Annotated in this window: 19 protein-coding genes; 6 read left to right on the top strand and 13 right to left on the bottom strand. The window is 47.3% G+C overall.

The genetic code is table 11. The features are described 5' to 3' along the window. Positions 1–134 precede the first annotated feature (134 nt). Positions 135–2,177 carry a protein kinase domain-containing protein gene (locus AC5JL3_RS12410; protein WP_496074781.1) on the bottom strand — a complete coding sequence of 681 codons (2,043 nt, stop codon included), beginning with the start codon at positions 2,175–2,177 and terminating at the stop codon, positions 135–137. 223 nt (positions 2,178–2,400) lie between these two features. On the opposite strand from AC5JL3_RS12410, the gene AC5JL3_RS12415 reads away from it, so the two are divergent. Next, positions 2,401–3,141 carry a carbonic anhydrase gene (locus AC5JL3_RS12415; protein WP_496074782.1) on the top strand — a complete coding sequence of 247 codons (741 nt, stop codon included), beginning with the start codon at positions 2,401–2,403 and terminating at the stop codon, positions 3,139–3,141. A gap of 151 nt (positions 3,142–3,292) precedes the next feature. Here AC5JL3_RS12415 and AC5JL3_RS12420 read toward each other — a convergent pair whose 3' ends face one another. Next, the gene (locus tag AC5JL3_RS12420) at positions 3,293–4,027 is read right to left on the bottom strand and encodes an LmeA family phospholipid-binding protein (RefSeq protein WP_496074783.1); all 735 of its coding nucleotides are present in this window, start codon (positions 4,025–4,027) and stop codon (positions 3,293–3,295) included. 113 nt (positions 4,028–4,140) lie between these two features. After that, positions 4,141–4,881 carry an LmeA family phospholipid-binding protein gene (locus AC5JL3_RS12425; protein WP_496074784.1) on the bottom strand — a complete coding sequence of 247 codons (741 nt, stop codon included), beginning with the start codon at positions 4,879–4,881 and terminating at the stop codon, positions 4,141–4,143. A gap of 478 nt (positions 4,882–5,359) precedes the next feature. Between AC5JL3_RS12425 and AC5JL3_RS12430 the strand changes: the two genes are divergently transcribed. The 3 genes from AC5JL3_RS12430 (at position 5,360) to AC5JL3_RS12440 (ending at position 8,909) form a co-directional block, all read left to right on the top strand. Further along, the gene (locus tag AC5JL3_RS12430; RefSeq protein ID WP_496074785.1) at positions 5,360–6,397 is read left to right on the top strand and encodes a hemerythrin domain-containing protein; all 1,038 of its coding nucleotides are present in this window, start codon (positions 5,360–5,362) and stop codon (positions 6,395–6,397) included. A gap of 314 nt (positions 6,398–6,711) precedes the next feature. Further along, positions 6,712–7,743, top strand: coding sequence for a hemerythrin domain-containing protein (locus AC5JL3_RS12435; RefSeq protein WP_496074786.1), 1,032 nt, complete (start codon positions 6,712–6,714; stop codon positions 7,741–7,743). A gap of 293 nt (positions 7,744–8,036) precedes the next feature. Further along, positions 8,037–8,909 carry a pentapeptide repeat-containing protein gene (locus AC5JL3_RS12440; protein ID WP_192222005.1) on the top strand — a complete coding sequence of 291 codons (873 nt, stop codon included), beginning with the start codon at positions 8,037–8,039 and terminating at the stop codon, positions 8,907–8,909. A 379-nt stretch (positions 8,910–9,288) separates the two neighbouring features. Here the strand turns inward: AC5JL3_RS12440 and AC5JL3_RS12445 are convergent, their stop codons facing one another. From AC5JL3_RS12445 to AC5JL3_RS12455, 3 genes are all read right to left on the bottom strand, one after another. Next, entirely contained in the window at positions 9,289–9,879 is a 591-nt protein-coding gene (locus AC5JL3_RS12445; protein WP_496074787.1) for a peptidoglycan-binding domain-containing protein, read from the bottom strand. A 169-nt stretch (positions 9,880–10,048) separates the two neighbouring features. Next, positions 10,049–11,230 (bottom strand): benzoate/H(+) symporter BenE family transporter, encoded by a 1,182-nt coding sequence (locus tag AC5JL3_RS12450; RefSeq protein ID WP_496074788.1) that lies wholly within the window; start codon positions 11,228–11,230, stop codon positions 10,049–10,051. 74 nt (positions 11,231–11,304) lie between these two features. After that, a complete protein-coding gene (locus AC5JL3_RS12455) occupies positions 11,305–11,454 on the bottom strand; it encodes a helix-turn-helix domain-containing protein (protein ID WP_496074789.1) in 150 nt (49 codons plus the stop codon). A gap of 337 nt (positions 11,455–11,791) precedes the next feature. On the opposite strand from AC5JL3_RS12455, the gene AC5JL3_RS12460 reads away from it, so the two are divergent. Next, on the top strand, positions 11,792–12,106 hold the full coding sequence (locus AC5JL3_RS12460; protein WP_496074790.1) for a DNA cytosine methyltransferase: 315 nt from the start codon (positions 11,792–11,794) through the stop codon (positions 12,104–12,106). A 65-nt stretch (positions 12,107–12,171) separates the two neighbouring features. Here the strand turns inward: AC5JL3_RS12460 and AC5JL3_RS12465 are convergent, their stop codons facing one another. Beyond that, positions 12,172–13,296, bottom strand: a complete 1,125-nt coding sequence (locus tag AC5JL3_RS12465; RefSeq protein ID WP_496074791.1) for a carboxylate-amine ligase — start codon at positions 13,294–13,296, stop codon at positions 12,172–12,174. A 174-nt stretch (positions 13,297–13,470) separates the two neighbouring features. Between AC5JL3_RS12465 and AC5JL3_RS12470 the strand changes: the two genes are divergently transcribed. Further along, positions 13,471–14,607, top strand: a complete 1,137-nt coding sequence (locus tag AC5JL3_RS12470; RefSeq protein ID WP_496074792.1) for an iron-containing redox enzyme family protein — start codon at positions 13,471–13,473, stop codon at positions 14,605–14,607. Positions 14,608–14,673: 66 nt separating this feature from the next. On the opposite strand, the gene AC5JL3_RS12475 is transcribed toward AC5JL3_RS12470, so the two are convergent. The 6 genes from AC5JL3_RS12475 to AC5JL3_RS12500 all read right to left on the bottom strand — a co-directional run bounded on the left by AC5JL3_RS12475 (position 14,674) and on the right by AC5JL3_RS12500 (position 21,997). Continuing rightward, complete coding sequence (locus AC5JL3_RS12475) at positions 14,674–17,961, bottom strand: efflux RND transporter permease subunit (RefSeq protein ID WP_496074793.1); 3,288 nt, start codon at positions 17,959–17,961, stop codon at positions 14,674–14,676. Beyond that, entirely contained in the window at positions 17,961–19,433 is a 1,473-nt protein-coding gene (locus AC5JL3_RS12480; protein ID WP_496074794.1) for an efflux RND transporter periplasmic adaptor subunit, read from the bottom strand. The genes AC5JL3_RS12475 and AC5JL3_RS12480 overlap by 1 nt, the downstream gene beginning before the upstream one ends. Positions 19,434–19,664: 231 nt before the next feature. Beyond that, positions 19,665–20,507, bottom strand: coding sequence for a M56 family metallopeptidase (locus tag AC5JL3_RS12485; protein WP_496074795.1), 843 nt, complete (start codon positions 20,505–20,507; stop codon positions 19,665–19,667). Beyond that, positions 20,507–20,926 carry a BlaI/MecI/CopY family transcriptional regulator gene (locus tag AC5JL3_RS12490; RefSeq protein ID WP_496074796.1) on the bottom strand — a complete coding sequence of 140 codons (420 nt, stop codon included), beginning with the start codon at positions 20,924–20,926 and terminating at the stop codon, positions 20,507–20,509. The genes AC5JL3_RS12485 and AC5JL3_RS12490 overlap by 1 nt, the downstream gene beginning before the upstream one ends. Before the next feature lie 160 nt (positions 20,927–21,086). After that, positions 21,087–21,347 carry a hypothetical protein gene (locus tag AC5JL3_RS12495; protein ID WP_496074797.1) on the bottom strand — a complete coding sequence of 87 codons (261 nt, stop codon included), beginning with the start codon at positions 21,345–21,347 and terminating at the stop codon, positions 21,087–21,089. A gap of 395 nt (positions 21,348–21,742) precedes the next feature. Beyond that, on the bottom strand, positions 21,743–21,997 hold the full coding sequence (locus AC5JL3_RS12500) for a hypothetical protein (RefSeq protein WP_496074798.1): 255 nt from the start codon (positions 21,995–21,997) through the stop codon (positions 21,743–21,745). Positions 21,998–22,026: the final 29 nt, after the last annotated feature.

Below are 22,026 nucleotides of genomic sequence, written 5' to 3' on the forward strand. Positions count from 1 at the left end.
GTTAGCGGTCAGCCATCAGCCATCAGCTTTTTTGTTTTCCTGAAATCTCTTGACAGTGGGGAACGGGGAATGAGTGAATTAGGCTTTCATTAGACCTCTTACAAAAGTCGATTTTTGCCCCCCTTAGATACCCTTCAATCACACCGCCAAATATTGATAATGCTGTCACCACAGCCACTCACTAAAGTCTGCCCATCAGGGGTAAAGGCAACGGCATGAATCCAACTGGGATGCCCTCTGAGGGTACAAAATTCTTGCCCCGTATTCAGATCCCACAACCTAATCGTCCTGTCATCGCTGCTACTAGCCAGCATCTGGCAAACTCCTAATCCTTGTTTCCTTTGAAGTTGGTCGCCTAACATAAACAGAATTGCCTCGGTTGTGCGATCGCCTCTAGAGAAGGCTAGTTCCTGAAGAGGTGTGTGTGTGCGATCGCCTCCGACACCTCGCACAGAGCGAACAGGACTAAAGGCAAGGGCATAAACGGATTGAGTGTGACCTTTAAGGGTGCAAAGTTCTCGCCTAATCCTCAGATCCCATAGCTTAATCGTTGCATCCTCGCCACCACTAGCAAGTATGTGCCCGTCTGGGCTAAAGGCAACAGACTGAATCCAACTGCTATGCCCTTTGAAGGTGTGTAATAGTTTTCCCGTCCTCAGACTCCACAACAGGATCGTACCGTCATCACTACCACTCGCAACAATTTGCCCATCGGGACTAATAGCAACAGCCTGAACCCAACTGTTACGAGCTTTGATCGTCCGAATTTCCCGCCCTGTGTTCAGATTCCACAGCTTGATTGTTCCGCCACTGCTGAGGCTAGCGAGAACCTCTCGATTCGGACTGATGGCAACAGAATAAACACAGCCAGAATCTCCAGAAAACCAGTTACCAAGAGTAATCGTACCGAGTTGGCGCCCTGTCTTTAGCTGCCAGATTTTGATAGTCTTGTCATCACTGCCACTGGCAAGAATCTCTCCATCAGAACTGATCGCGACAGAATAAACGGCTTTAGTATGAGCCTTAAGCGTGAAAAGTTCTTCTCCTGTCACGAGATGCCATAGCTTAATCGTCTTGTCATCGCTGCCACTGGCAAGTAGTTGACCATCTGGGCTAATCGCGAGGGAGCGAATCGAGCCAGCATGACGCTCAAGACTATAAACGCATCTCCAGTTCGACATTTGCAGCGTTGAGGTCGGCGTAACTCTAGGGGATGCTGCTTGCGGTGACTGGACAGCAGACTTAGCGGTAAATCTTGGTGTTCTCGTTCCTAGGTTCGGTGGAGAATTCAGGGCGTGTAGAACCTCTGAGGCTGATTGATAGCGCTGACTCGTTGCCATCTTGACCATCTTGTCCAGCACTTGCCGCAAGTGACGGCTGATAGGATTGGTCAAATAATCCTGCCATACCCAGGTCGCTTCGCTAAACGAATAAAGGTCAAAGGGTTCAGCTTGGGTCAGTAAATGGAGGCAGGTAACACCTAAACTGTACAAGTCACTAGAAAAAGCCGCTCTACCGCCAGCCTGTTCTGGCGCTGCATACCCAGCCGATCCAATTACGGTTCCTGTTCTGACGAGAGCCGTTCCGGTGGCATACTTAGCTGCTCCAAAATCAACCAGAACCAGTTGCCCATCGCCACGACAAATAATGTTTTCTGGCTTGAGATCCCGATGAATGACGTTCTGAGCGTGGATGAATTCAATAACAGGGAGCAAACTGTTGAGTAAATCTCGAATCCGTCTTTCACTGAAAGCGCCTTCTGCTTGCAAGGCTTGGGCTAAGTTTTGCCCATCAATAAACTCCTGCACTAAATATTGGTGATTATCTTGCTCAAAATGCGCTAAAAATTGGGGAATTTGCGGGTGTTTCCCTAACATCTCCAAGCGCACTGCTTCCTGCTCAAACAGTTCTGCTGATTTTTGAGTATTAGCGATACCTTGAGCTTGCGGAAAAAACTGCTTGATGACGCAGTAGGGTTTTGAGGGTTTGTCTTCATCGACAGCTAAGAAGGTTCTGCCAAAACCACCTTGTCCGATGAGTTTGAGGGGGCGATAACGGTTTTGCAGAAGCAACCTAGAGCCACAATTCTGGCAAAAGTTCTCCCCAACTGGGTTACTGCTGGCTCTCTGGCAATCGGGATTGAGGCAATAGCTCATGTAGCCTAAGCAACTCGGCAATCTATTTCTATTGTCTCCTGATAGAAGAGCGATCGCTTTTTAGGAGTGATTTGTCAAAGTACTCACTTTAAAACCTGTCAATTCCCATCGAGAAAACCCAGCCTCACCTAGACAATCCCACTCTCATAATTCTTAATATTTATATAACATCCTCTCATAATGGTATATTCCTCCCATTGATGAAACTCTGTTCAGTTAAGCACTTGTTATTTGAGGAAGATTGATGAGCCGGATTAATGGGTTTGTCGGGCGTCGTAATTTCATGAAGTTTTTAGGTGTGGGGGGTGTTGGAATTGCAGCTAGTGCTGCTGGTAGTAGTTTCCTGTGGGATGCACAACAAGCTGTTGCTCAACAACCTGCTAGTACTCCTCAGCAAAAACCTCCATCTGTTAGCCCGGATGAAGCGATGAAACGATTGATGGAAGGAAACAAACGCTTCGTTGATGAAAAGCGCCAAATCCCAAATCAATCCCGCTTGCGTTTGCAAGAAACTGCTGTTGCTCAATATCCGTTTGCCTCTATCCTTGGTTGTGCGGATTCGAGGGTTCCGGCGGAAATTGTCTTCGATCAAGGACTTGGCGATTTATTTGTTGTTCGCGTAGCAGGAAATGTTGCCAGTCAAACAGCAATAGGCAGCCTGGAATTCTCAACAGCCGTATTAGGTTCTCAGCTAATCATCGTTCTAGGTCACAGCCGTTGTGGTGCCGTGTCGGCTGCGATCGCAGATGACCCACTCCCCGGAAGAATAGGCGTTTTTGTTGAGGAAATCAAACCCGCTGTAGAAAGAGTCCGATTCAAAACCGGCGATATTGAAGAAAATGCAGTCACCGCTAATGTACAGTATCAGGCTGCACAGTTAGCAGAAAGCTCAACAATCTTAGCTGGACTGATTCGGGACAGCAAACTAAAAATTGTTGGTGGTCGTTACGATCTGGCGACTGGACAAGTAACTATTGTTACCTAATTCAAGCGAGAGGAGAGGGATTTATCCCTCTCCCCTACTACATAACACCTATTTTCAAGTTAGAAACCATGAGGCGAAAGCTCACGAACGCTTGGATGAAAATCCTTATTCCTTCAGCCTTCAGCCCTCAGCCTTCTCCCTTATTTTCAGATTAGGACTCAGGGAATCTCTCTACACGGGCTTGAGATTGAAGCGTCAACCTACCTTTTTGTATATCAAATCCTTTCAGACGAAGTGACATCCCTTCTAGTTCAAAGTTGCGTAAATCTAGTAGTTCGTTTGCTCTGTCTAGCAAGGCAGCCGTCAGGTCTGGGGATAACTCTTGCCCTTCAGCATATTGAACATCTTCGAGCGATATCTTCTCTCCACCAGGACTTAGACGAGGTACGGTACTGAAGGCAACCTGCTTCGTTTCACCTGTTTCCTTTACAAGGATTTCTGCTTTGAGATCAATCTTTTCTTCACCGGGGAGACTAAATTGCACTCGCTGAGTGTTGATGGTCAGTGGTTGACCATTGACATTCACCTCCAGGTTTTGCAGCTTGTCATGGATGTACTCTGAGTTAAACGCACGCTCCATATCTTGTTCAGTTAGAACGACGTGAGCTTCAGCGTCTGTTGGACGGGTTAGTTCAATTTTCCCAAAAGCCGCACTTAGGGGATTGATTGCAATGCTACCTGTTTTGACTTGTAATTCCTCCGCACGAAGGTCTTTCTGCATTACTAGACCTTGACCTTCAATCTTGACCGACTCTAATTCTCCTTGAAGCAACTTACCGGGGTCGGTGCGGATATCAACTTCCAGATTTTCTACTTCATCAAGTTGCGTTGATAGTCCAATTTCTGCGGCTTTACTTAGAGCCTGTTCGCCGATGTCTTGTCCCACGTCCTATTTCCCTGTTGTCCTGTTATGTATTCCTGACACAAGACAATTTAGGCGATCGCTTTTTCAAGTTAATCTGTCTGTTGGTATAAGCAAGCCCACAAGGTTACTATGCACTATGAAGGAATCTGACTAATGAGAGCATTAAGCAACAATGTAATTTTGTCAGTTTCTACATCCACTTGCTTCAGGTGCAGTGCTATGTCCTCATATTGAAAATCACGCAGTTTCACGAGTTTACTAATCATCATCAACAAAGCGGCTGTTAGTTCTAGTGGTAAGTCTTTCCCTTCGACGTAATGACCCTGTTCAAAGGCAATGTACTCTCCACCCTCACCAATCCTGAGTGCGACCTCAAGTGCTGCCGACTGAACCTTATCTGCCAGATGTGCCAGAAACTCTACCTTAATGACGAATTTGCCATCGCCTGGTAACTTGCACTCTGCGTGTTGCAAGTCAATCATCATCGCTTGATTCCTGGTTGGAATTTCTATTTGGCGTACCTGATTGCGTAGGTACTCAGAGTTCAAAGCAATGTTGACATCTGCTGTCGTGAAAACCAAACGAACTGAGGCATTTGTCGGCTGGGTTAGTTCAATTTTGCCTAATGCCGCGCTAAGGAGATTAACCGCAATCTTGCCAATTTTCAGGTCTAATTCCCCGATACGCAAGTCTTGAGGCGTTACTAAGCCTTCCCCCTGCAACGTCAGTGAATTCAGTTCTCCCTGAATTAGCTGTAGGACTTCACTATTAATCTTGATGTCTATAGTTTCAGCACTATTTAGCTTGCTAGATACAGCTAGCTCTGCTGCCTTGTTCAGTGCCTGTTCTCCCATTCCTGTATTCTGTTCTTGCATCACAAAGTCATCTCCGGCGTTGCTCCGACTCTCGTTGAGTGAAGCGTTATGTACTACTTGACGACTAGTTCGCTAGGATTCTATGTCGTCTCTCAAGCCATAGTTTTTGATAGTTAGTTCTTAGGAAGTTGTAGATGACTTACCTGTCACTTAATCTCAAGAACGCTGCCAATATACTATAATCAATAATCCTTTGTCTTAGAGGCAAAGTAACAAGAGATACTTCTGTAGTTAATATAGTTCAAACAATCAGCTTTTCTATGGCTAATCAATAAACAAAAAAGCTCCTCTATCTAGAGAGTTAATCTAAAACTGTAAAAGATTAAAGGTAAAAAAAGTAGACAGTAGCCAAGCCTAGGATTAGGGGAAATTTCAGCAACTTCGAGATGAATCCATCAACAGAAGGATGGAGTACCTCGCTCCCTCTGGCAAAGTGGGAAGAGTTGAAATACAAAATATCCTTAAGAGAGCAGTACACATGGTAGTAACACTTGATGATACAAAGCGCATTGCGATCGCTCAAAAACTATCTGACATGAAAGCGATCCAAAACCTAATCATTTCTAGTGAGCAAAAACTAATCGGAAGCATCACTGACGAAGAGATTAGAAAGCGTCTACAAGACTTCATCCAAGATGACCAGAAGAACATGGGTGTTCTTGATACCGTAATCGTGCAATACGGTGTTCAAGCAGAACCTAAAGAGTCAGCACAAAAGATGGTAGAGCAAGCTCAGAAGATGATGGAAAGCTCTGAGTTCAGTCCTTATGAGAAGGCAGCTCAGATTGAATTGCTCAAGCACAAGCAAACGATGAGTGGGCTACTCGTCCATAAGTGTGCTCAGGTTGTCGGCGCTGATGTAATGGCAGCCATCTCCCCCTTAAACGCCGTTAACTTTGATAGCCGCGCTCACCAAGAACAATTCAAAGGTATCCTCGAAATTCTCGGTACCCGTGAACTGACTGGGCAAGAGCCAGACCAAGGACTATGGGGACGTGTTCAAGATGCCATGGCAGCTTTGTCCGGTGTAGTCGGTAGTGCCGTCACTCGCAGCGATGATGAGATGAGCATCCGCGACCTCATCCGCATGGATCATGCCAAGACCAATACCTTGTTCACAGAAATTGCTCAATCTAACGATCCTCAAAAAATCCAAGAGTACTTTGGTCAAATCTACAAAGACCTAAGCGCACACGCTGAAGCTGAAGAGCAAGTTGTCTATCCAGCAGTACGTCCTTTCTACGGTCAAGGCGATACTCAGGAGCTGTACGATGAGCAAGCCCAAATGAAGCAGATGCTCAAAGAGATTGAGTCATTGAACCCATCTAACATGGATGACTTTAAGTCAAGAGTGAAGAAGCTGATGGATGTAGTTGGCGATCACATTCGTCAAGAAGAAAGCACCATGTTTAGTGCCATTGGCAGTAACTGTAGCCACGAGCAAGAGAAGCAAATGGCTACTCAGTTCAAAGAAGCTAAGAGCAAGATCCAGCAACAAATGGCTGCTTCTAAGTAATATTTCATTCTAGGAGCAAAATCTAAATGGCAAAAAACAGATTAAGCCATTAGATTAATCAAGAAAAAAGGAGAGGGCTACGTGACCTCTCCTTTTTTCTTTGACTACTTAAAGCTCTAAGTTGTACACAAAATTACTTTCCTCCTACTCTACTGGAAAAGCAAGCTCAAGAAGGCAAGAGTTGCCAAGTCTAAGATTATTAAAAATTTCAACAATTCTGAGTTGAATCCATCAAGAGAAAGATGAAGCCACCCAAATTTCTATGGCAAAGTTAGAAGAGATAAAAGTTAAGAATCCTTAAGAGAGTAGTACACATGGTAACAACACTTGATGATACAAAGCGTCTTGCGATCGCACAGAAACTATCTGACATGAAAGCGATGCAAAACCTAATCATTTCCAGTGAGCAGAAACTAATTGAAGGCATCACTGATGAAGAGATTAGAAAGCGTCTACGGGACTTCATCCAAGATGATCAGAAGAACATGGGTGTTCTCGATACCGTAATCGTTCAATACGGTGTTCAAGCAGAACCCAAAGAGTCATCGCAGAAGATTGTTGAACAAGCTCAGCAAATGATGGATAGTTCTGAGTTTAGTGTTTATGAAAAAGCTGCTCAGCTTGAATTACTCAAGCATAAGCAAACAATGAGCGGAGTACTCGTCCACAAGTGTGCTCAAGTTGTGGGTGCTGACGTAATGGCAGCCATCTCTCCTTTAAACGCCGTTAACTTCGATAGCCGCGCTCACCAAGAGCAGCTTAAAGGTATCCTAGAGATTCTCGGTACCCGTGAACTGACGGGACAAGAGCCAGACCAAGGACTATGGGGACGTGTTCAAGATGCCATGGCAGCTTTGTCAGGTGTCGTCGGTAGTGCCGTTACTCGTAGCGATGATGAGATGAGCATTCGCGACCTTATCCGCATGGATCATGCCAAGGTTAATACTCTATTCGTGGAAGTTCAGGGTACAAACGACCCTCAAAAACTACAAGAATACTTTGGTCAAATCTACAAAGATTTAACCGCTCATTCCGAAGCTGAAGAGCAAATCGTCTACCCAGCCGTCCGCAGCTACTATGCAGACACCCAAGAACTGTATGACGAGCAGGCTGAGATGAAGCAAATGCTCGAAGAGATTAAGTCCATGAACCCCTCCAACATTGATGACTTCAAAGCCAAAGTCCAGCAGCTAATGAGTGCTGTGCTAAAGCACGTCCAGGAAGAAGAGAACGATATGTTCCCCAAAATCCGCGACAACTTCAGCGACGAACAGCAGAAGCAAATGGCGACGCAGTTCAAAGAAGCCAAGAGTCGCTTGCAACAAGAAATGGCAGCGTCTAAGTAATGCATCGCATTCTCCTCGCTACTAAGCTAAGTTGCCTAAAACACAACAAATAGGCAGATTAGCGAAAACAATCAAAAGAGGTCTACCCGACCTCTTTTTTTTGTGACTATTCAGAGCTAGGCTGTTAAAACTAAGTTGGTTGATAGACGTAAATCAACTTAGAATATCTAAATCGAGATTTCCCCATTGCCTCCACTGCGAAGGTGAGAATAAAGGGTGCATCAGGTTGTAGTGGCATAAAGCGTAGATACCGATTTGACTGTTGTTTGGCAAAAAGCAACAGAGGTGAAACCATGAATCCTGATGAACTCTTGCGGAAATATGCGGCAGGAGAAAGAGATTTTTTTCTTGCTGACTTGAGTGCTGCTCACCTCAAGCACGCTAACCTGAGCGGAGCCGATTTTACTCAAGCCAATCTGAGCGGCGCTAACCTGTTGCAGGCAAACTTGAGTCGTGCGACGCTCAGTACAGCGGACTTGCGCCAAGCTGATTTGGAAGCTGCAAATCTACAAGGGGCAGACTTAAGCGGTGCTGATTTGATAGGGACTAACTTGAGTGGCGCTAACCTGAATTTTGCAGGTTTGACTGGCGCAGATTTGAGTGGAGCCATTTTGATGATTGCTGGCTTGATAGGTGCAGATCTCAATGGAGCTAACCTCAGTGAGGCGAACTTAGTTGGAGCGAATCTGCGAGGAGCAAACCTGATTGGAGCCAATCTGAACAAGACAAATCTCAGCGAAACTTACTTGCATGAGGCAGACTTGAGCGAGGCTAACTTCAACAATGTCAACTTGCAAAGAAGTTTATATAACGAAAAAACTCTTTTTCCCTTAGGGTTTGACCCAGTTGAGGCTGGCGCTTACTTGGTAGCTCCTCATGTGTCTCTTGCAGGTTTAAATTTGAGTGGAGTTTACCTTCCTGGAGTTAACTTACAGGGGGCAAACCTGAGTCAAATAGACTTGAGTCAGTCAACTTTAATTTGGGCAGACTTGAGTGGCGCGAATTTGACTGGCGCGAATCTAAGTAATGCTAACTTGAGTGGTGCTAATTTGAGTGGCGCTAACTTGAGTGGAGTCAATCTTGATGGAGCGAATTTGAGCGGTACAACGATGCCGAATGGTGAGTTGCACAATTCCGAGAGAATAGCGCGACAAGCTTGCAATTAGACATCTTCAGAACTTATAGCAAAAGGCAGAAGGTAAAGGGCAGAGGGCATAAAAGTTTACTAGTACGTGGTTGTTTTAGCCATTAAATCTGTCCTAATCTTTATAGCGACAGCTATAAGTTTCAGCCTAAGTGCTACAAATGTTGCCTTGAATTCATAACTTTATGATGTGCTGCTTTTTGATTCGTAGCCAAATGAATTCTTCTAGCTAGAACATCAGTCAATTAATAAGTAAGGACAATCCTCAAGAGAATTGTCCCTACGAAAAATCGTTATTTTGATGATTGTTGAAAGCGTTCTAGGCTAACGCCAACGGCACCAGCGAAGCTGCTCGCTTTTCTGCAAGCTTTTTCAAAACTCTACGCCCCAACACGCCTAGTTCAAAATAGGGCTGCTCGTGTTTGGGGTCCAACAATTCCATCTACACGTAAGCCAGACCTCTGCTGAAACTGTCTAACAGCGTTTCGTGTGTTAGAGCCATAAATTCCATCAGCACCGGAAGATCCAATTGGGATGCCGTAATTATCACGCAAAGCCACTTGAATAGCTCTAGTACCCGCACTATAGCGAGGGCGAACCCGACCTCCAACTGAAGCAGAACTAACACGGCGTCTAGGAGCATTGCCAACATAACCGACAGCAACATAACGACCTGTTGAAAGCTTGTAGAACCCGTTTTGAGAACCAACAATAGGCGCAAGTGCAGCTCCATTGCGAACGCAGGTATAAACAGGCGCACCAACGTAAGGGGCTGTCCGAGCATTCAAGCAACTACCATTTGTCCTCACATAGGCAGCCGCTGCTGGATCTGCTACGTGCAGACTGCTCAACAATACAGTGATGCACACCAAACTTAGCCAAGCGGAACTGGGAATTTTATTCCAGTTGAGCGTTAACTCCGGAAGGTCATACTCAATACCGGCTGCTTCTTCATAGGCAGCATACGAATTAGTGTAAGCAAGCGCTTCCACGAGGTTCTCCTTTTTTTACGCAAAATTTAATGATTGACGTTGATTTTTCTCAAAATTACCCTTACTTTGAGAAAATCCCGGTTTGATGAATGCATTATAGCCTCAAAGTTTAATTGGGCGACAATAGCGAATAATTAAGAAAAAAAAGCGATCGCCTACGGTTGCTAACTTAACTCAACCTAAAAAATCTGCGGTCATACTGCAATACCGCAAGCGATAACGCGCCAGCCACCAGCCCCCAAAACGCTGACCCGATACCGAATAACGTTACGCCGGACGCGGTTACGAGAAACGTCACGAGTGCGGGTTCGCGCTCTTTCTCGTGGGTCAGCGCTGCTGCAAGCCCATTGCCAATGGTACCTAAAAGAGCAAGTCCTGCGATCGCAAGCACAAGCTCCTGAGGGAACGCCGCAAACACTGCACCCACCGTAGCGCCAAACAGCCCGATCACAAGGTAGAAAACCCCAGCGGCAATTGCTGCTACATAACGCTTTGCTGGATCTTCGTGGGCTTCTCGTCCCATGCAAATAGCGGCTGTGATAGCAGCAAGATTCAAAGCGAATGCACCGAATGGAGCCAACACCAGTGTTGCAACCCCTGTCCAGCCGATCAGTGGAGAAATGGGTACTGAGTAACCTGAGGCACGCATTACAGCAACCCCAGGTACGTTTTGGGAAGCCATGGTAACCACAAACAGGGGCAATGCCACGCCAACAAGCGCACCAACCGAAAACTCCGGCAGCGTCAAAACCGGCTCTGCCAGTTGCAGGCGTACTGTGTCAATACGCAGTAGTCCTTGAATTCCTGCGATAACCATACCTAATATCAATGCAGAAACAACCGCATAGCGAGGCAAGACACGGCGTGCAATCAAGTAGGCGCAGAACATGGCGAACGTCATCACAAACTGCGTTTTCATGGCGACAAAGACATCAAGCCCGAACCGCAACAGAACGCCAGCCAGCATCCCTGAAGCAATAGACATCGGAATTCGGTTAATTATGCGCTCGAACCAGCCAGTAAAGCCGCAAAGCGTGATTAACGCTGCTGAGATGAGAAACGCTCCGATAGCTTCTTCCATCGAAACGCCAGCCGCAGACGTGATTAGCATAGCTGCACCAGGCGTAGACCAAGCGGTTACGACCGGAACCCGGTAACGCAGGGAAAAGATGATGCTCGTCAGCCCCATGCCTAACCCCAATGCACACATCCATGAGCCAATTTCGGTAGGTGAGGCATTGAGGGCTTGGGCGGCTTGGAAAACAATGACAGCTGAGCTAGTAAATCCCACTAATACAGTGACGAAGCCTGCTATGACCGCAGAGGCAGAGAAGTCCTTGAGTAAAGTCATGCGCGTGCCGAAGATCGAGAATTTCGGGTAGAGGAGTGGATTGTAGATAGAATCAAGGCTATGGGCGCTGAGGCTTAACCGTATTGGATAAAATTGCTCTTCTGATATTGCCCTGGAGTAATCCTACAAGCTCGTCTAAAGCTTCGGTTCAAGTGGCTTTGGTCATAGAATCCGTTTTCCACAGCAATTTCAGAGAGTGACTTTAAGGTTCGTAGCGATCGCACTAACGCCTAAACTGCCATAGCAAAGAATTCAAATCCATACTCTTACTTACACTTAATTTCAACAAAATTAGCTGCCCCTTATACTTAACAGCCAGCGTTTGGCTATCTGGAGTCAACCCAAGCGCTGAGATATGCAATCTGCTTGGCAGCAGTAGGAGGCAGCACAAACCTGGTATGAATGTTAAGCAAAAAGCAGATGTTGAGTTAGCGAAGGAAAGCCCACCGATAAGATATGCGATCACTAGGTCTAGTGGATTACAAGCTAGAGTAGTACAAATTACCGCTTTTGCGCTAAAATCCTATGCCTAAGTAAAACCTGCTAACCGGAAGTGCCTCATTGAACCATTACCTTACTGGTATAAACTCTCTACGTCTGCCCTCCAAGTCAAACAGAGAATCCACTGCAATTTCTCTATTTTCGGGGGGGGGAGGGCTTGACTTAGGTCTGTCACTAGCAGGATTTAACTTTAAGTATGCTAACGATGAGGTTCAGTATTATTGTGACACTATCTCACATAACTTTTCTGATTGTGTAGCAGAAGCAAAAGATGTAAAGGATTTGAAAGGTCAAGAGATTAAAGAACTCATTCAGTCTGAAACTGTGAGTCTTATAGCTGGAGGTGTTGAACTAGAGATTCACAATGCGAACTGAGTCTCAACACCCCACAGATAAGCTTGCGGCTGCGCCCTAACCGATGACTTTTGTCTCTCCAACTCTTAAAGTGCCGTCGTTCCTTTTGCAGTCTCTCGGACAACAAAATCAACCACATCCTCCAACGAACCAGTGCGTTTGTACAAGTCCCGTTGCCGTGCGGCACTGTTCCCTTGCTGCATCGTTTCCTGGACAATTGCATAAACTTCATCCCACTCTCCAAATTCTTCGAGTGCAGGACGCACGAACTCTAAAAACTTTTTGACTAGTTTCTGTGCTGGAACACTACACTCAGCGTTAACATCTACCAGTTCTGCATCCAAACCCCAGCGTGAAGCACTCCAATGAGCAGCACGCAACAGTTCAGGACGCACGGCTTTGTACGGTGCATCTAAGAGTGCTTGTTCGTAACAACTCCGCACTAAGGCGCGTGCCAGTCCTGCCATCATTACCGATTCGTCTATTGTCATGCACATATCTGCAACGCGGAACTCTAACGTTGGGTAACGTTCAGAAGGACGCAAGTCCCAGCAGATTTGTGTTGGTTCCTGAATGGTGTTGGTGGCGATTAGCGATCGCACTATTGCTTGATACTCACTATAAGATTCAAATATATGGGGCGCTCCTGTCATGGGAAGCCGACTGATCAACACTGTTCGGTAACTGGTATAGCCTGTATCCATTCCTAGCCAAAAGGGTGAGGAAGCCGACAGCGCCAGCATTGGAGCCAGCCACAATCGCGCTCGGTTCATCACTTGAACTGCCATCTCGCGATCGCTAAGACCAATATGAATGTGACAGCCCAGTGTGACTAGCTCGTGCATGAGGAGTTGATAATTTTGCACAAGTTTCTGGTAGCTTGGTTTTGGTGTAACCAGTTGCTTTTGCCAATGGGAAAAGGGGTGTGTTCCAGCCGCCGCAATTTGGTAGCCCTCCTTCGCTGCCGCCGCAATTACTTCACCCCGCAAGCGTATCAACTGTGCGCGTACATCCTGTAGCGATCGACAGATTGGTGTCGCAACCTCTATTTGCGACAGACGAAACTCCGGTTTCGCTACCTCGTCACCCAAAGCTGACTGAGCTGTTGGTAAAATTAGCTGCGATCGCGCACAGAGTTGGCGTGTCTGAGGATTGATGATCTGATATTCCTCTTCCACACCAAGGGTAAACTCTTCAGCTTGAGGTGACATGTCAGGCGTTTCCTTTGCTTAGATGCCGTCGTGCTATCAAGTTTCCTATTTCATCCTATTGACAAGGAAACCTAGAAATACCAGTTTCCGCTATCTACCTTCAGGGTAGATGTAACAGACTGTAATGATAACGGAGAATGTAGCTACTTATACGACAATGAAGAAGATTACGTCATGCAGAGCAACGTCGTTACCTTCCCAAGCACTCAGGCTGAAGCGAAGAGTACGCCCACCAATCAATTACCAACCACAGACTACTACGATCGCGCAGAGCAGCAATTCATACAACTGCTCGAAACAGAAGATCTAGACAAAAAACTGGCTGCAAAGCCGAGTATAGCCAGTGACTTTGAAGAGGCACTTGCTACGGCAATTGAAGTTGCTTACACCGGAGCATCCGGAGATGATTGTGCACATCGCTTTTTGCAGCGCGTGCTTTATCGCATTAATCGGCTAAAGCTCTTTTGGTATGACGATCTGCGGCGCTATACCAACGAGCGATCGCTTTACTTGAGAACGGTACGCGACCAAATTGAGGAAGCTTGGCAGGAGTGGGAAGCAGCACAACTCGATGTGGCAGCGTATCAAGGAATAGAGGATATAAGTCAGGCACTGCGCGATCGCTGCGCGGCTGATGTCGATCCTCCTCCGTCCGCTGATGGTCTATTCTATCGCGACGAAGTCGGTGAGGCAGGCTATCGTCGCTTAGTCGCGATTGGCTCCCTTGATGGATTGGTCGAGGCAAGTCAACTCTCCCGCACACTCGGTGGTGTCCCGAATGAAATCCAAGCGGTGCTGACTCGGTTGCTCCTAGAAGAATACGGCGGCGGTCGCCTTGGTCGCAAGCACTCGTCCCACTTTACGACCATGCTTGAGGATCTAGGGATGCAGACCGAACCAGAGGCATACTTCGATCTAGTACCTTGGGAGCTTTTGGCAATCATCAATCATAGTTTCCTGCTGACTGAGTGCAAGCGCTACTTCCTGCGCTATATAGGCGGACTGCTTTACGGCGAACTTTCCGTCCCATCTGGTTTCCGCAACTACCAAGCGGCTGGCGAACGGCTTGGACTATCAGCCTCGGCAATGAGCTATTGGACTCTGCACATTAAGGTAGATGAGTTACACGGGCGCTGGATGTTGGACGATGCTGCCCTGCCACTTGTCGCACAGTATCCCGATGATGCTTGGGAGCTAGTCTTTGGCTATGATCAACAGCGATTGATGAGCGATCGCGCTAGTGCTGCTGTAGCCCGATCAGTACGGGAAGCCGAGCAAACCGCATTAACGAAGGAGGCGAGAATAGATTAGCTAGCTGACTCCCGCAACTCTCCCCGCTCCCCAACTTTCTCTAACGACCATAAATCAACTCTGCCCTTAGTGGGGTGAGCCACTAGTCGCTTTCGCCAACGCTTCTTTTTTGACGATGAGTCGCTGGCGTTTGCGTAACGGCTTTTTGCCTCCTGGAAAACCGTGAAGCAGGGTGTAGAAGCAGGGAATAATAAATAGAGTTAGAACTGTCGCGAGGGATAAACCAGAAAACACGACGACACCCAACGGTTGCAGAAACTCGGAACCTTCTCCAATTCCGAGTGCTAGAGGGAATAAGCCTAAGACAGTGGTAATAGTGGTCATCATGATTGGTCGTAGGCGCAGAGGAGCCGCTTTTAAAATTGCCGCTTGGCGATCGCATTTTTCCCGTTCATAAATTTGGTTCGCCAACTCAACCATGATGATGGCGTTGTTCACAACAATCCCCACTAACAGCACTGCGCCAACAAGTACAGTTGCCCCGATCGCAGTTTTGGTAACATAAAGCCCTAAAATACCTCCAGCAAGGGCAAGTGGCACGGTGAGCATAATCACCAAAGGGTCAATCAGCGAGTTGTACTGCACTGCCATCACCACGAAAACCAAGAACGCCGCTAATCCTCCCAGAACTTTCAGGGACTCTTGCAACTGCCGATTTGTCTCGCTTGCGGAACTAGGGAGTACACTAACGCCTTCAGGGAAGTCCAACTCTGCCAAGACAGCAGTAGTTTGAGCGATCGCATCACTCAACGTCGCTCCCTCAGCTAGATTTCCCGCAATTTGGAAAACCTGTCGCTGGTTAATCCGCTGTACTTCTCCCGGTGCTTGCCCTTCTTCAATCGTCGCCACATCTCCCAGACGAATTTGGCGATTATTGTCTACAAATAAGGGTAACTGCTTTAACTGCGCCGCACGCTGCACAGTTTCCTGATTGAGCTGCACTCGCACATCCACCAACCGATCTCCCCGTTGCAGTTCAGTTGCCACTGAACCCTCAATTGCCGTTTGAATCGTGTCTCCAATCTCCTGAGTTGTTAAACCAAACTCAGCCACACGCTCCCAGTCGGGACGAATCTGCACTTCCGGTTGCCGTTCATCAGCATCAGGACGGAAACGCGCCAAGGTAACCCGCTCATCCAATGCTTGAAGTGCTTGACGTCCTGCTTCTTGTAGAGTTTGGGCATCGGGTCCCTGGAGGGAAACGTCAACCTCTGCACCTCGTACTGGGGAGTTGGAGAGGATAATACCGCGTACTTCCCCCGGACTTACCCGGATGCGAGTATTGACTAAATTTAGCTTTTCCACCTCCTGAGTCACCTGCTTTACAAACTCCTCAACATCAGTATTCGGTTTGAGGGTAATCGTGCTGGAACCGCGCAGGGCATTTTCTGTTGTATTACTACCGAAGAGAAAGCCACCTGATGTTGTAAAAACACTCTCAGTTTCTGGCTGTTGGAGGAGAATGTCATCAACAATACCCATCACTTTTCGGTTAGTTTCCAGAGTGGTGCCAGGAGGAAACTGCGCTCTCAGGTTCGCTTGTCCGGTATCAATTCGAGGCAGAATTTCTTGCGGAATTTGTCCAGCTAAAAAGAGACTACCACCACCAAGGACAATGAACGTGATCGCAATAACAATAATCCGATAACGCAGCACCAAGCCTAGGAAACGCCCATAACTGCGAGTTGCCGCTTCAAACCGAAGGTTAAACTGCTGCAACGGCCAAAATTCACTGGCGCGACTTGACCAGCGTACTGCCAAAAGGCGTGAAGTAAGCATTGGTACGATAGTCAACGCCACCAGCAGAGAAGCCGCGACAGAAAAACTGATAGTAAGAATTAACTCATTAAACAGCAGTGAGACGAAACCACCAATTAGCAAAAATGGCAACACGGCGACCAAATTAGTAGTGGTAGAAGCAACTAGCGCTGATTCTACTTCTTGACTACTGCTTACGGCTTGATTAATTAATTGCCCTTGACTCAGGCGAACGCGGTTGGTTTTTCCTGGTGTCATGCCAGCACCATCAGAAATGGTTTCTAGCATAACGATCGCATTGTCCACGACAATCCCCACACCCAATGCCAAGCCTCCTAGACTAAACACATTGATCGACAACCCAAATAGCTGCATTAAGATAATTGCCGCTAAGGTTGCTAGGGGAATCGCTAAGACAATAATCAACGTTTGACGCAAAGAACCCAAAAATAGGAGAACCGCAAAGGCGGCGAGTCCTGCACCAATTAGTCCAGAACTGGTCACATTAGAAATCGAGTTGCGGATAAATATTGATTCATCCAGCGTTGCTACCAATTCCATATCCTCTGGAATCACACCCGACTGTCGCAGTTCTTCGATGCGTTTTTTTACACCGTCTACCACTTGAATCGTGTTAGCATCTGGCTGCTTCTGAATACTGACTTTAATCGCTGGTTCTCCATTCAGGAAAACAAACACGCGCTGGTCTTCAGTACCATCAATGACTTGGGCAAAGTCTCGTAGGTAAACACGACGAGAAGATTGGGGAGTAGGTAGTAGGGATTGGGAATCGGGGACTAGGGATTGGGACGATTCTCCGCCTCCTGTCGGTACCTCAAATGAGAGATTTTTGAGTTCTTGGGCATTCCGAAAGCGCCCGACTGTCCGTGTCAGGGGTTCCGCATTCTCCCCTCGCAGACGCCCACCAGAGACATCCTGATTGCGATCGCCAAGGGCATCTAACACATCCGTCAAACCGATACCCAGCGCTTGTAAGCGATTAGGGTCAATTTGAACCAACACTTCTTCAGCAGCACCACCAGCGATGTCTACCGCCGCCACTCCTGCCACAACGCCAAGTTCACGGCTGAGTTCTTCATCTGCAAATACCCGTAAATCGACATCCTCCAAAGAAGGCGATCGCAAGGCTAATTCATACACAGGCAACTGAGAAGGGTCAACCTTGAACAAGCGCGGCTGTTCGACAATATCAGGTAAGTTACCTTGAGCGCGGTTAAAGGCAGCCGTAGCATCATTTAAAGCCTGGTCGATATCACCTCCCGGCTCGAAGAACAAGTCTAAACTCACCTGTCCTTCACGGGTTTGGGAATAAACTTGCACCACTCCCTCAGTTGCGCTTAAGGCTTCTTCCAGCGGTTTTGTAATTTCCTCAACCGCCACTTCTGGTGAGACTCCAGGCGCACTCAGCCGCACCCCAATTCGGGGATAGGTAATCGACGGTAGCAAATCGACCTGAATTTGAGGAATGAAAAATATGGCCAGGACAATTACAGCTACGGTAAGTACGAGAGTGCCTATGTGTTGGCGAATCGAGATTGCACTTAGGCTGAACCCAGGTGTTCCAGTATTCTGCATCACTGTTGCTCCTGTTGTTGGGGGGTTCTCGACAAAATACTCAGACGCACCGTTTCACCAGCTTTTAAAGGCTTACCACTGCTGGCAACAAAGCGCTCTCCTGGCTGCAAACCAGAGAGAATTTCTACTTGACCATTGACGCGATCGCCAACTTGCACAGGTCGCGCCTGTACTTTCGCTTCGCTACCTGTACCCGTGACAGTAAACACTGTCCCTTCAGTCGGTTGAGAACGAGGACTTCGGGATGGAATATTACTTCCCCTCTCTCCTGCTTCCCCTGCACCCTCTGCCCCCCTTGCTCCTCCTCTTCCTCGTCCCGCTTCTTGCAGTGCGGTTTCAGGCACTACAACTCTTTCTTGCTTGCTGGAGGCAAAGTTAACTCGTGCTAAAAGTCCACTGCCAATCCGACCATTACTGTTGGGAATTGTAATTTCCACTGGCACCTGACGTGCTGCCTGATCAGCCGCAGGAGAAATACGTGTGACGCTTCCAGCAAATGAATCATCAGGAAAGGCATCTAAGCTCACCCTAACTGACTGTCCAACCCGAATGTTGGCAAGTTCCAACTCTGAAACGGGAACAACTACCTTCACACGGCTAAAGTCACCCAATTTAAGGACTTCTCCTCCCGGCTGAATCAGGTTTCCGGGTTCGCTAATCTGCTCTAAAACAACACCATTGATGGGAGAGGCAATTAGAGCATAGGAACGACGTTCCCGTTCTTGGGCAACAGCGGCTTGTTGTGCTGCTACTCTCCCTTTTGCGGCTTCTACTGCCTGTTGTTCTGTACGGATTTGTTCGAGGGCAGATTGCAGTGTTTGTTGAGCGGTTTGGGCAGCCGTTTGTGCTAATTCTGCTTCTTGCTGGGAAATTGCGCCTTGGTTCCCAAGAGTCTGCCGACGTGCTGCGTCTACTTGAGCTTGCTTGAGTTCAACACGGGCTTGTTCTGCTAAGGCACGAGCATTGCTCACCTGAGTTTGGGCGCGTGCGACTTCTGATTGCAGTGCCCCCAGTTCCGCTTGGGCTTGACTCACAGATGTCATCAACAAGGAGTCGTCTAACTGGGCAACAATTTGACCTTGCTTCACCAAGTCACCTGCACCAACTTGCAGGTTTAGAACTCGCCCTTCTACTTGGGCGCGGAGGGAGACTTCCCGCACGGGTCGAGTGGTACCTGTGAATTCAATTTCTTCTTGAAGGGTTCCAGTTTTTGCGATCGCCACATCTACTGGAGTGACTTGCCCTCCCTGTTGTGAGCCAGGATTACCCGTTTGAGCTTCCGCTTGAGTTTTTGAAAGGAAACCACACCCAGATAGGCTAACGAGCAAGCCCGCCAATACTATTTGGGTTAATGGGTTTGAGCAGACAAACGAACCGGAGGAGGACTTAGGGAAACTGTGTTCAACAGCAGGGTGCTGTTCTACTTGGGATTTGGTGGTGGTTGGATGAGCAGAGGTGGAATTTAAAGACACGATTTAGGTTCCAATTAGGGCATTATTGGTGTGACATCCCTATCGGGATCTAAACGGACAACTGGCTTTTTTTAAATTTAGGTTTGAATCTTAATAATAAATTAAGAAGTATTAAGTAACAAAAATTTACCTCTTAAGTTTGAGTGAGAAGTTATGAGAGTAACCGAGGCTAGGCTTGATTTACCAACATCACTAAAAAAAGATGGCGTTGAGGAGCGATCGCTTTTTTCCTCAAGTGTGAAACGGCACAGCAACCAAAGGCAGCAACGCTAAGAGAACCAAACTCCAAGTCCACGAGCTTGACGGCGTTGATGTTTCTGGTTCCCCTAAAAGTGCCTCAATCCTCTCTTCTAAACGATTGCGAGGAGCCGCACAGCTAAAGGCAGCACAGAAACTTTCTGAGGCTATTACTGGGGCGCTTGCCACCATCAGTAGCGATTCTGCCAGCAGCAAGCTATCTACACGCTCTACTGCCCAACGATCAGCACGAAGTTCCCGTAATACCAGGAGTTCCTGCCACAACGCTTCTGTATTCGGCAACCAGGAAGTACAGTGTCGTAACCAGCCTAGCCAGAAAAACCAGAAGGTATCCCGGTAGTAGTGATGAGCTTGCTCATGAGTCAGTACCGATTCAAGATGCTCCGGTTCGAGAGTCTGCAACAGTCCTTGTGTAACAACCAGAGATGGCTGCCAAAAGCCGATCTGGGCACTGAACAGAACAGGATTATCGACAAGATAAACTGGCTTACCGTCAAGGTCAATTTGGGGATAATTGCGAATGTGTTGCACAGACTGCAACCCTTGAGCGGCTAACTGCAAGCCGAAAAAGATGGACATCGCTACATAGGCGAGAGCGAGACAATAGCTGAACCAGTCGGTGTGCAGTCCAATCATTTGTCCCTGTGGCCCCATGCAAAGCACAGCGAGGGCTGTCATTAGAAGAAGTAGAGGCGGTAAGAGAAATAATAAAAGCGATCGCTGCCAGCGTGTTGTCCAGTTTCCACTAGGTTCAATCCAAGTGCATCGGAGTAACCAAGCTGAGGCTAGGGCAATCAGAATCATCACTAGATGCATTATTGCTCCTCCCTTGCTTGACGTGCCGCTTTTAGGCGAAGTGCGATCGCTTCGATTTTCTCTAAGCTTGCTGCATCCAGGCTATCGGCAAAGGCAGCAACGACATCCGGGTTACCTACAGCGAGAAACTGATTAAGCTGATCGTGAGCTTTGATGACTTGTGCCTCCTCACGAGAAACTAGAGGTTGCCAAGAGAAAGCACGTTCTTGTTTCTCACAACTTAGCCAACCTTTCTGGGTGAGGCGACGTAGCACCGTAGTCACGGAAGTATAAGCCAACTCCCGATCCGGGTCAGCCAAAATCCGTTCATGCACATCCTTGACGGTGGCACAACCCAGTTCCCAGACAATATTTAAAATCTCAGTCTCTAAGGGACCAAGAGAGAGTTGTTTTGGACGGTAATTAGGCAGAGGAGTCATTCGTCATCTTGAGTGTAAGGGTTTCTCAGGCAGTGCAACAAGAGCCTACTCTAAAGTATCGAGCAGTCAGGCTATCCTCTGTCCCCCTATAGACTCTCAATAGTTAACAAAGGTTCAAAGAGTTTCAACTTTTGACGTTTGAGCCACCAACTCAAGATGTTTAACCATAAACCAAGTCACAAGCGAGGTCATTCAACCAACAAGGCGATTCAGTTAAGAGAATATTTTTAGTTTCAAGGTTTAAACCAGGAGGAAACACAAGAATTTCCTTCCCTTGACGCAAAGCTTTACGGTAAAGCGCAAGCGCCTCACTCAAGCAGAAGCAGGGAATGGGAATCCATCTGTCGCTGTAAAAATAAACCACAACTTGAAGAGTTGTCTGCTCCCCTTTTGGGAGTGGAAGTTGCCAGGGCGAAACCACAAACAATAAACCTTAGCTTTTTAGTCTGTCCACTTACTGTAATGACCGTCATACATATGTAATAAGAACTGTCCGAGGAGATAGGTCTAGAGTAGTATCTTTGGACACATTATGCCTCTCCCTCTCGACCTTTAGGCTTACCTCAGTCAAGAGTTAGTAATACAAAATTATTTCTACAGGTACGGGCAAAAGGTAAAAGGGAAAGGAATATTGCAAGAAGGCAGAAGGAAGGGGGCAGAAGGCAAAAGGTCGAAAGGCTTATACGTCTCAGTTTTGGCTCTGTTGTTAACTGGTCACTTATTTCCGCCATGCTGCAATATAATCATTCCTTTCCCCATGACATCATGTTGTCATCACTCTGGTACAACAGGATGTCATGGGATAAAACCCCCTGGTTAATAGGGGTCACCACACAACTGCTTAAGTTCGGCTTCGGGTTGACCTAGATGCTGCTGGCGACAAAGTAAGACTTGACCTGCTCGCTGTTGATAGTAGATTCGATGAGCAAACCAACCTAAAGGTGCGCCTGCAATTATGCCAATCACTAAACCAGTAGCGAGACTGGAAATAAGGTTTTTTCGAGTGATTCTATTGTGTTCTGCTCTCGTAATGTGGTCGTGTTCTGTTCGAGTAGCGTGATCGTGAGTCATTTAAAACTTCTCCTCTAAACCGCGATTCC

This window comes from Symplocastrum torsivum (assembly GCF_059505465.1).

Coding starts and splice junctions, on each gene's coding strand:
- AC5JL3_RS12500 (WP_496074798.1), bottom strand. CDS start 21,997: ATGACTCACGATCACGCTACTCGAACAGAACACGACCACATTACGAGA.
- AC5JL3_RS12465 (WP_496074791.1), bottom strand. CDS start 13,296: ATGTCACCTCAAGCTGAAGAGTTTACCCTTGGTGTGGAAGAGGAATAT.
- AC5JL3_RS12435 (WP_496074786.1), top strand. CDS start 6,712: ATGGTAACAACACTTGATGATACAAAGCGTCTTGCGATCGCACAGAAA.
- AC5JL3_RS12415 (WP_496074782.1), top strand. CDS start 2,401: ATGAGCCGGATTAATGGGTTTGTCGGGCGTCGTAATTTCATGAAGTTT.
- AC5JL3_RS12475 (WP_496074793.1), bottom strand. CDS start 17,961: ATGCAGAATACTGGAACACCTGGGTTCAGCCTAAGTGCAATCTCGATT.
- AC5JL3_RS12425 (WP_496074784.1), bottom strand. CDS start 4,881: ATGCAAGAACAGAATACAGGAATGGGAGAACAGGCACTGAACAAGGCA.
- AC5JL3_RS12430 (WP_496074785.1), top strand. CDS start 5,360: ATGGTAGTAACACTTGATGATACAAAGCGCATTGCGATCGCTCAAAAA.
- AC5JL3_RS12490 (WP_496074796.1), bottom strand. CDS start 20,926: ATGACTCCTCTGCCTAATTACCGTCCAAAACAACTCTCTCTTGGTCCC.
- AC5JL3_RS12485 (WP_496074795.1), bottom strand. CDS start 20,507: ATGCATCTAGTGATGATTCTGATTGCCCTAGCCTCAGCTTGGTTACTC.
- AC5JL3_RS12440 (WP_192222005.1), top strand. CDS start 8,037: ATGAATCCTGATGAACTCTTGCGGAAATATGCGGCAGGAGAAAGAGAT.
- AC5JL3_RS12450 (WP_496074788.1), bottom strand. CDS start 11,230: ATGACTTTACTCAAGGACTTCTCTGCCTCTGCGGTCATAGCAGGCTTC.
- AC5JL3_RS12470 (WP_496074792.1), top strand. CDS start 13,471: ATGCAGAGCAACGTCGTTACCTTCCCAAGCACTCAGGCTGAAGCGAAG.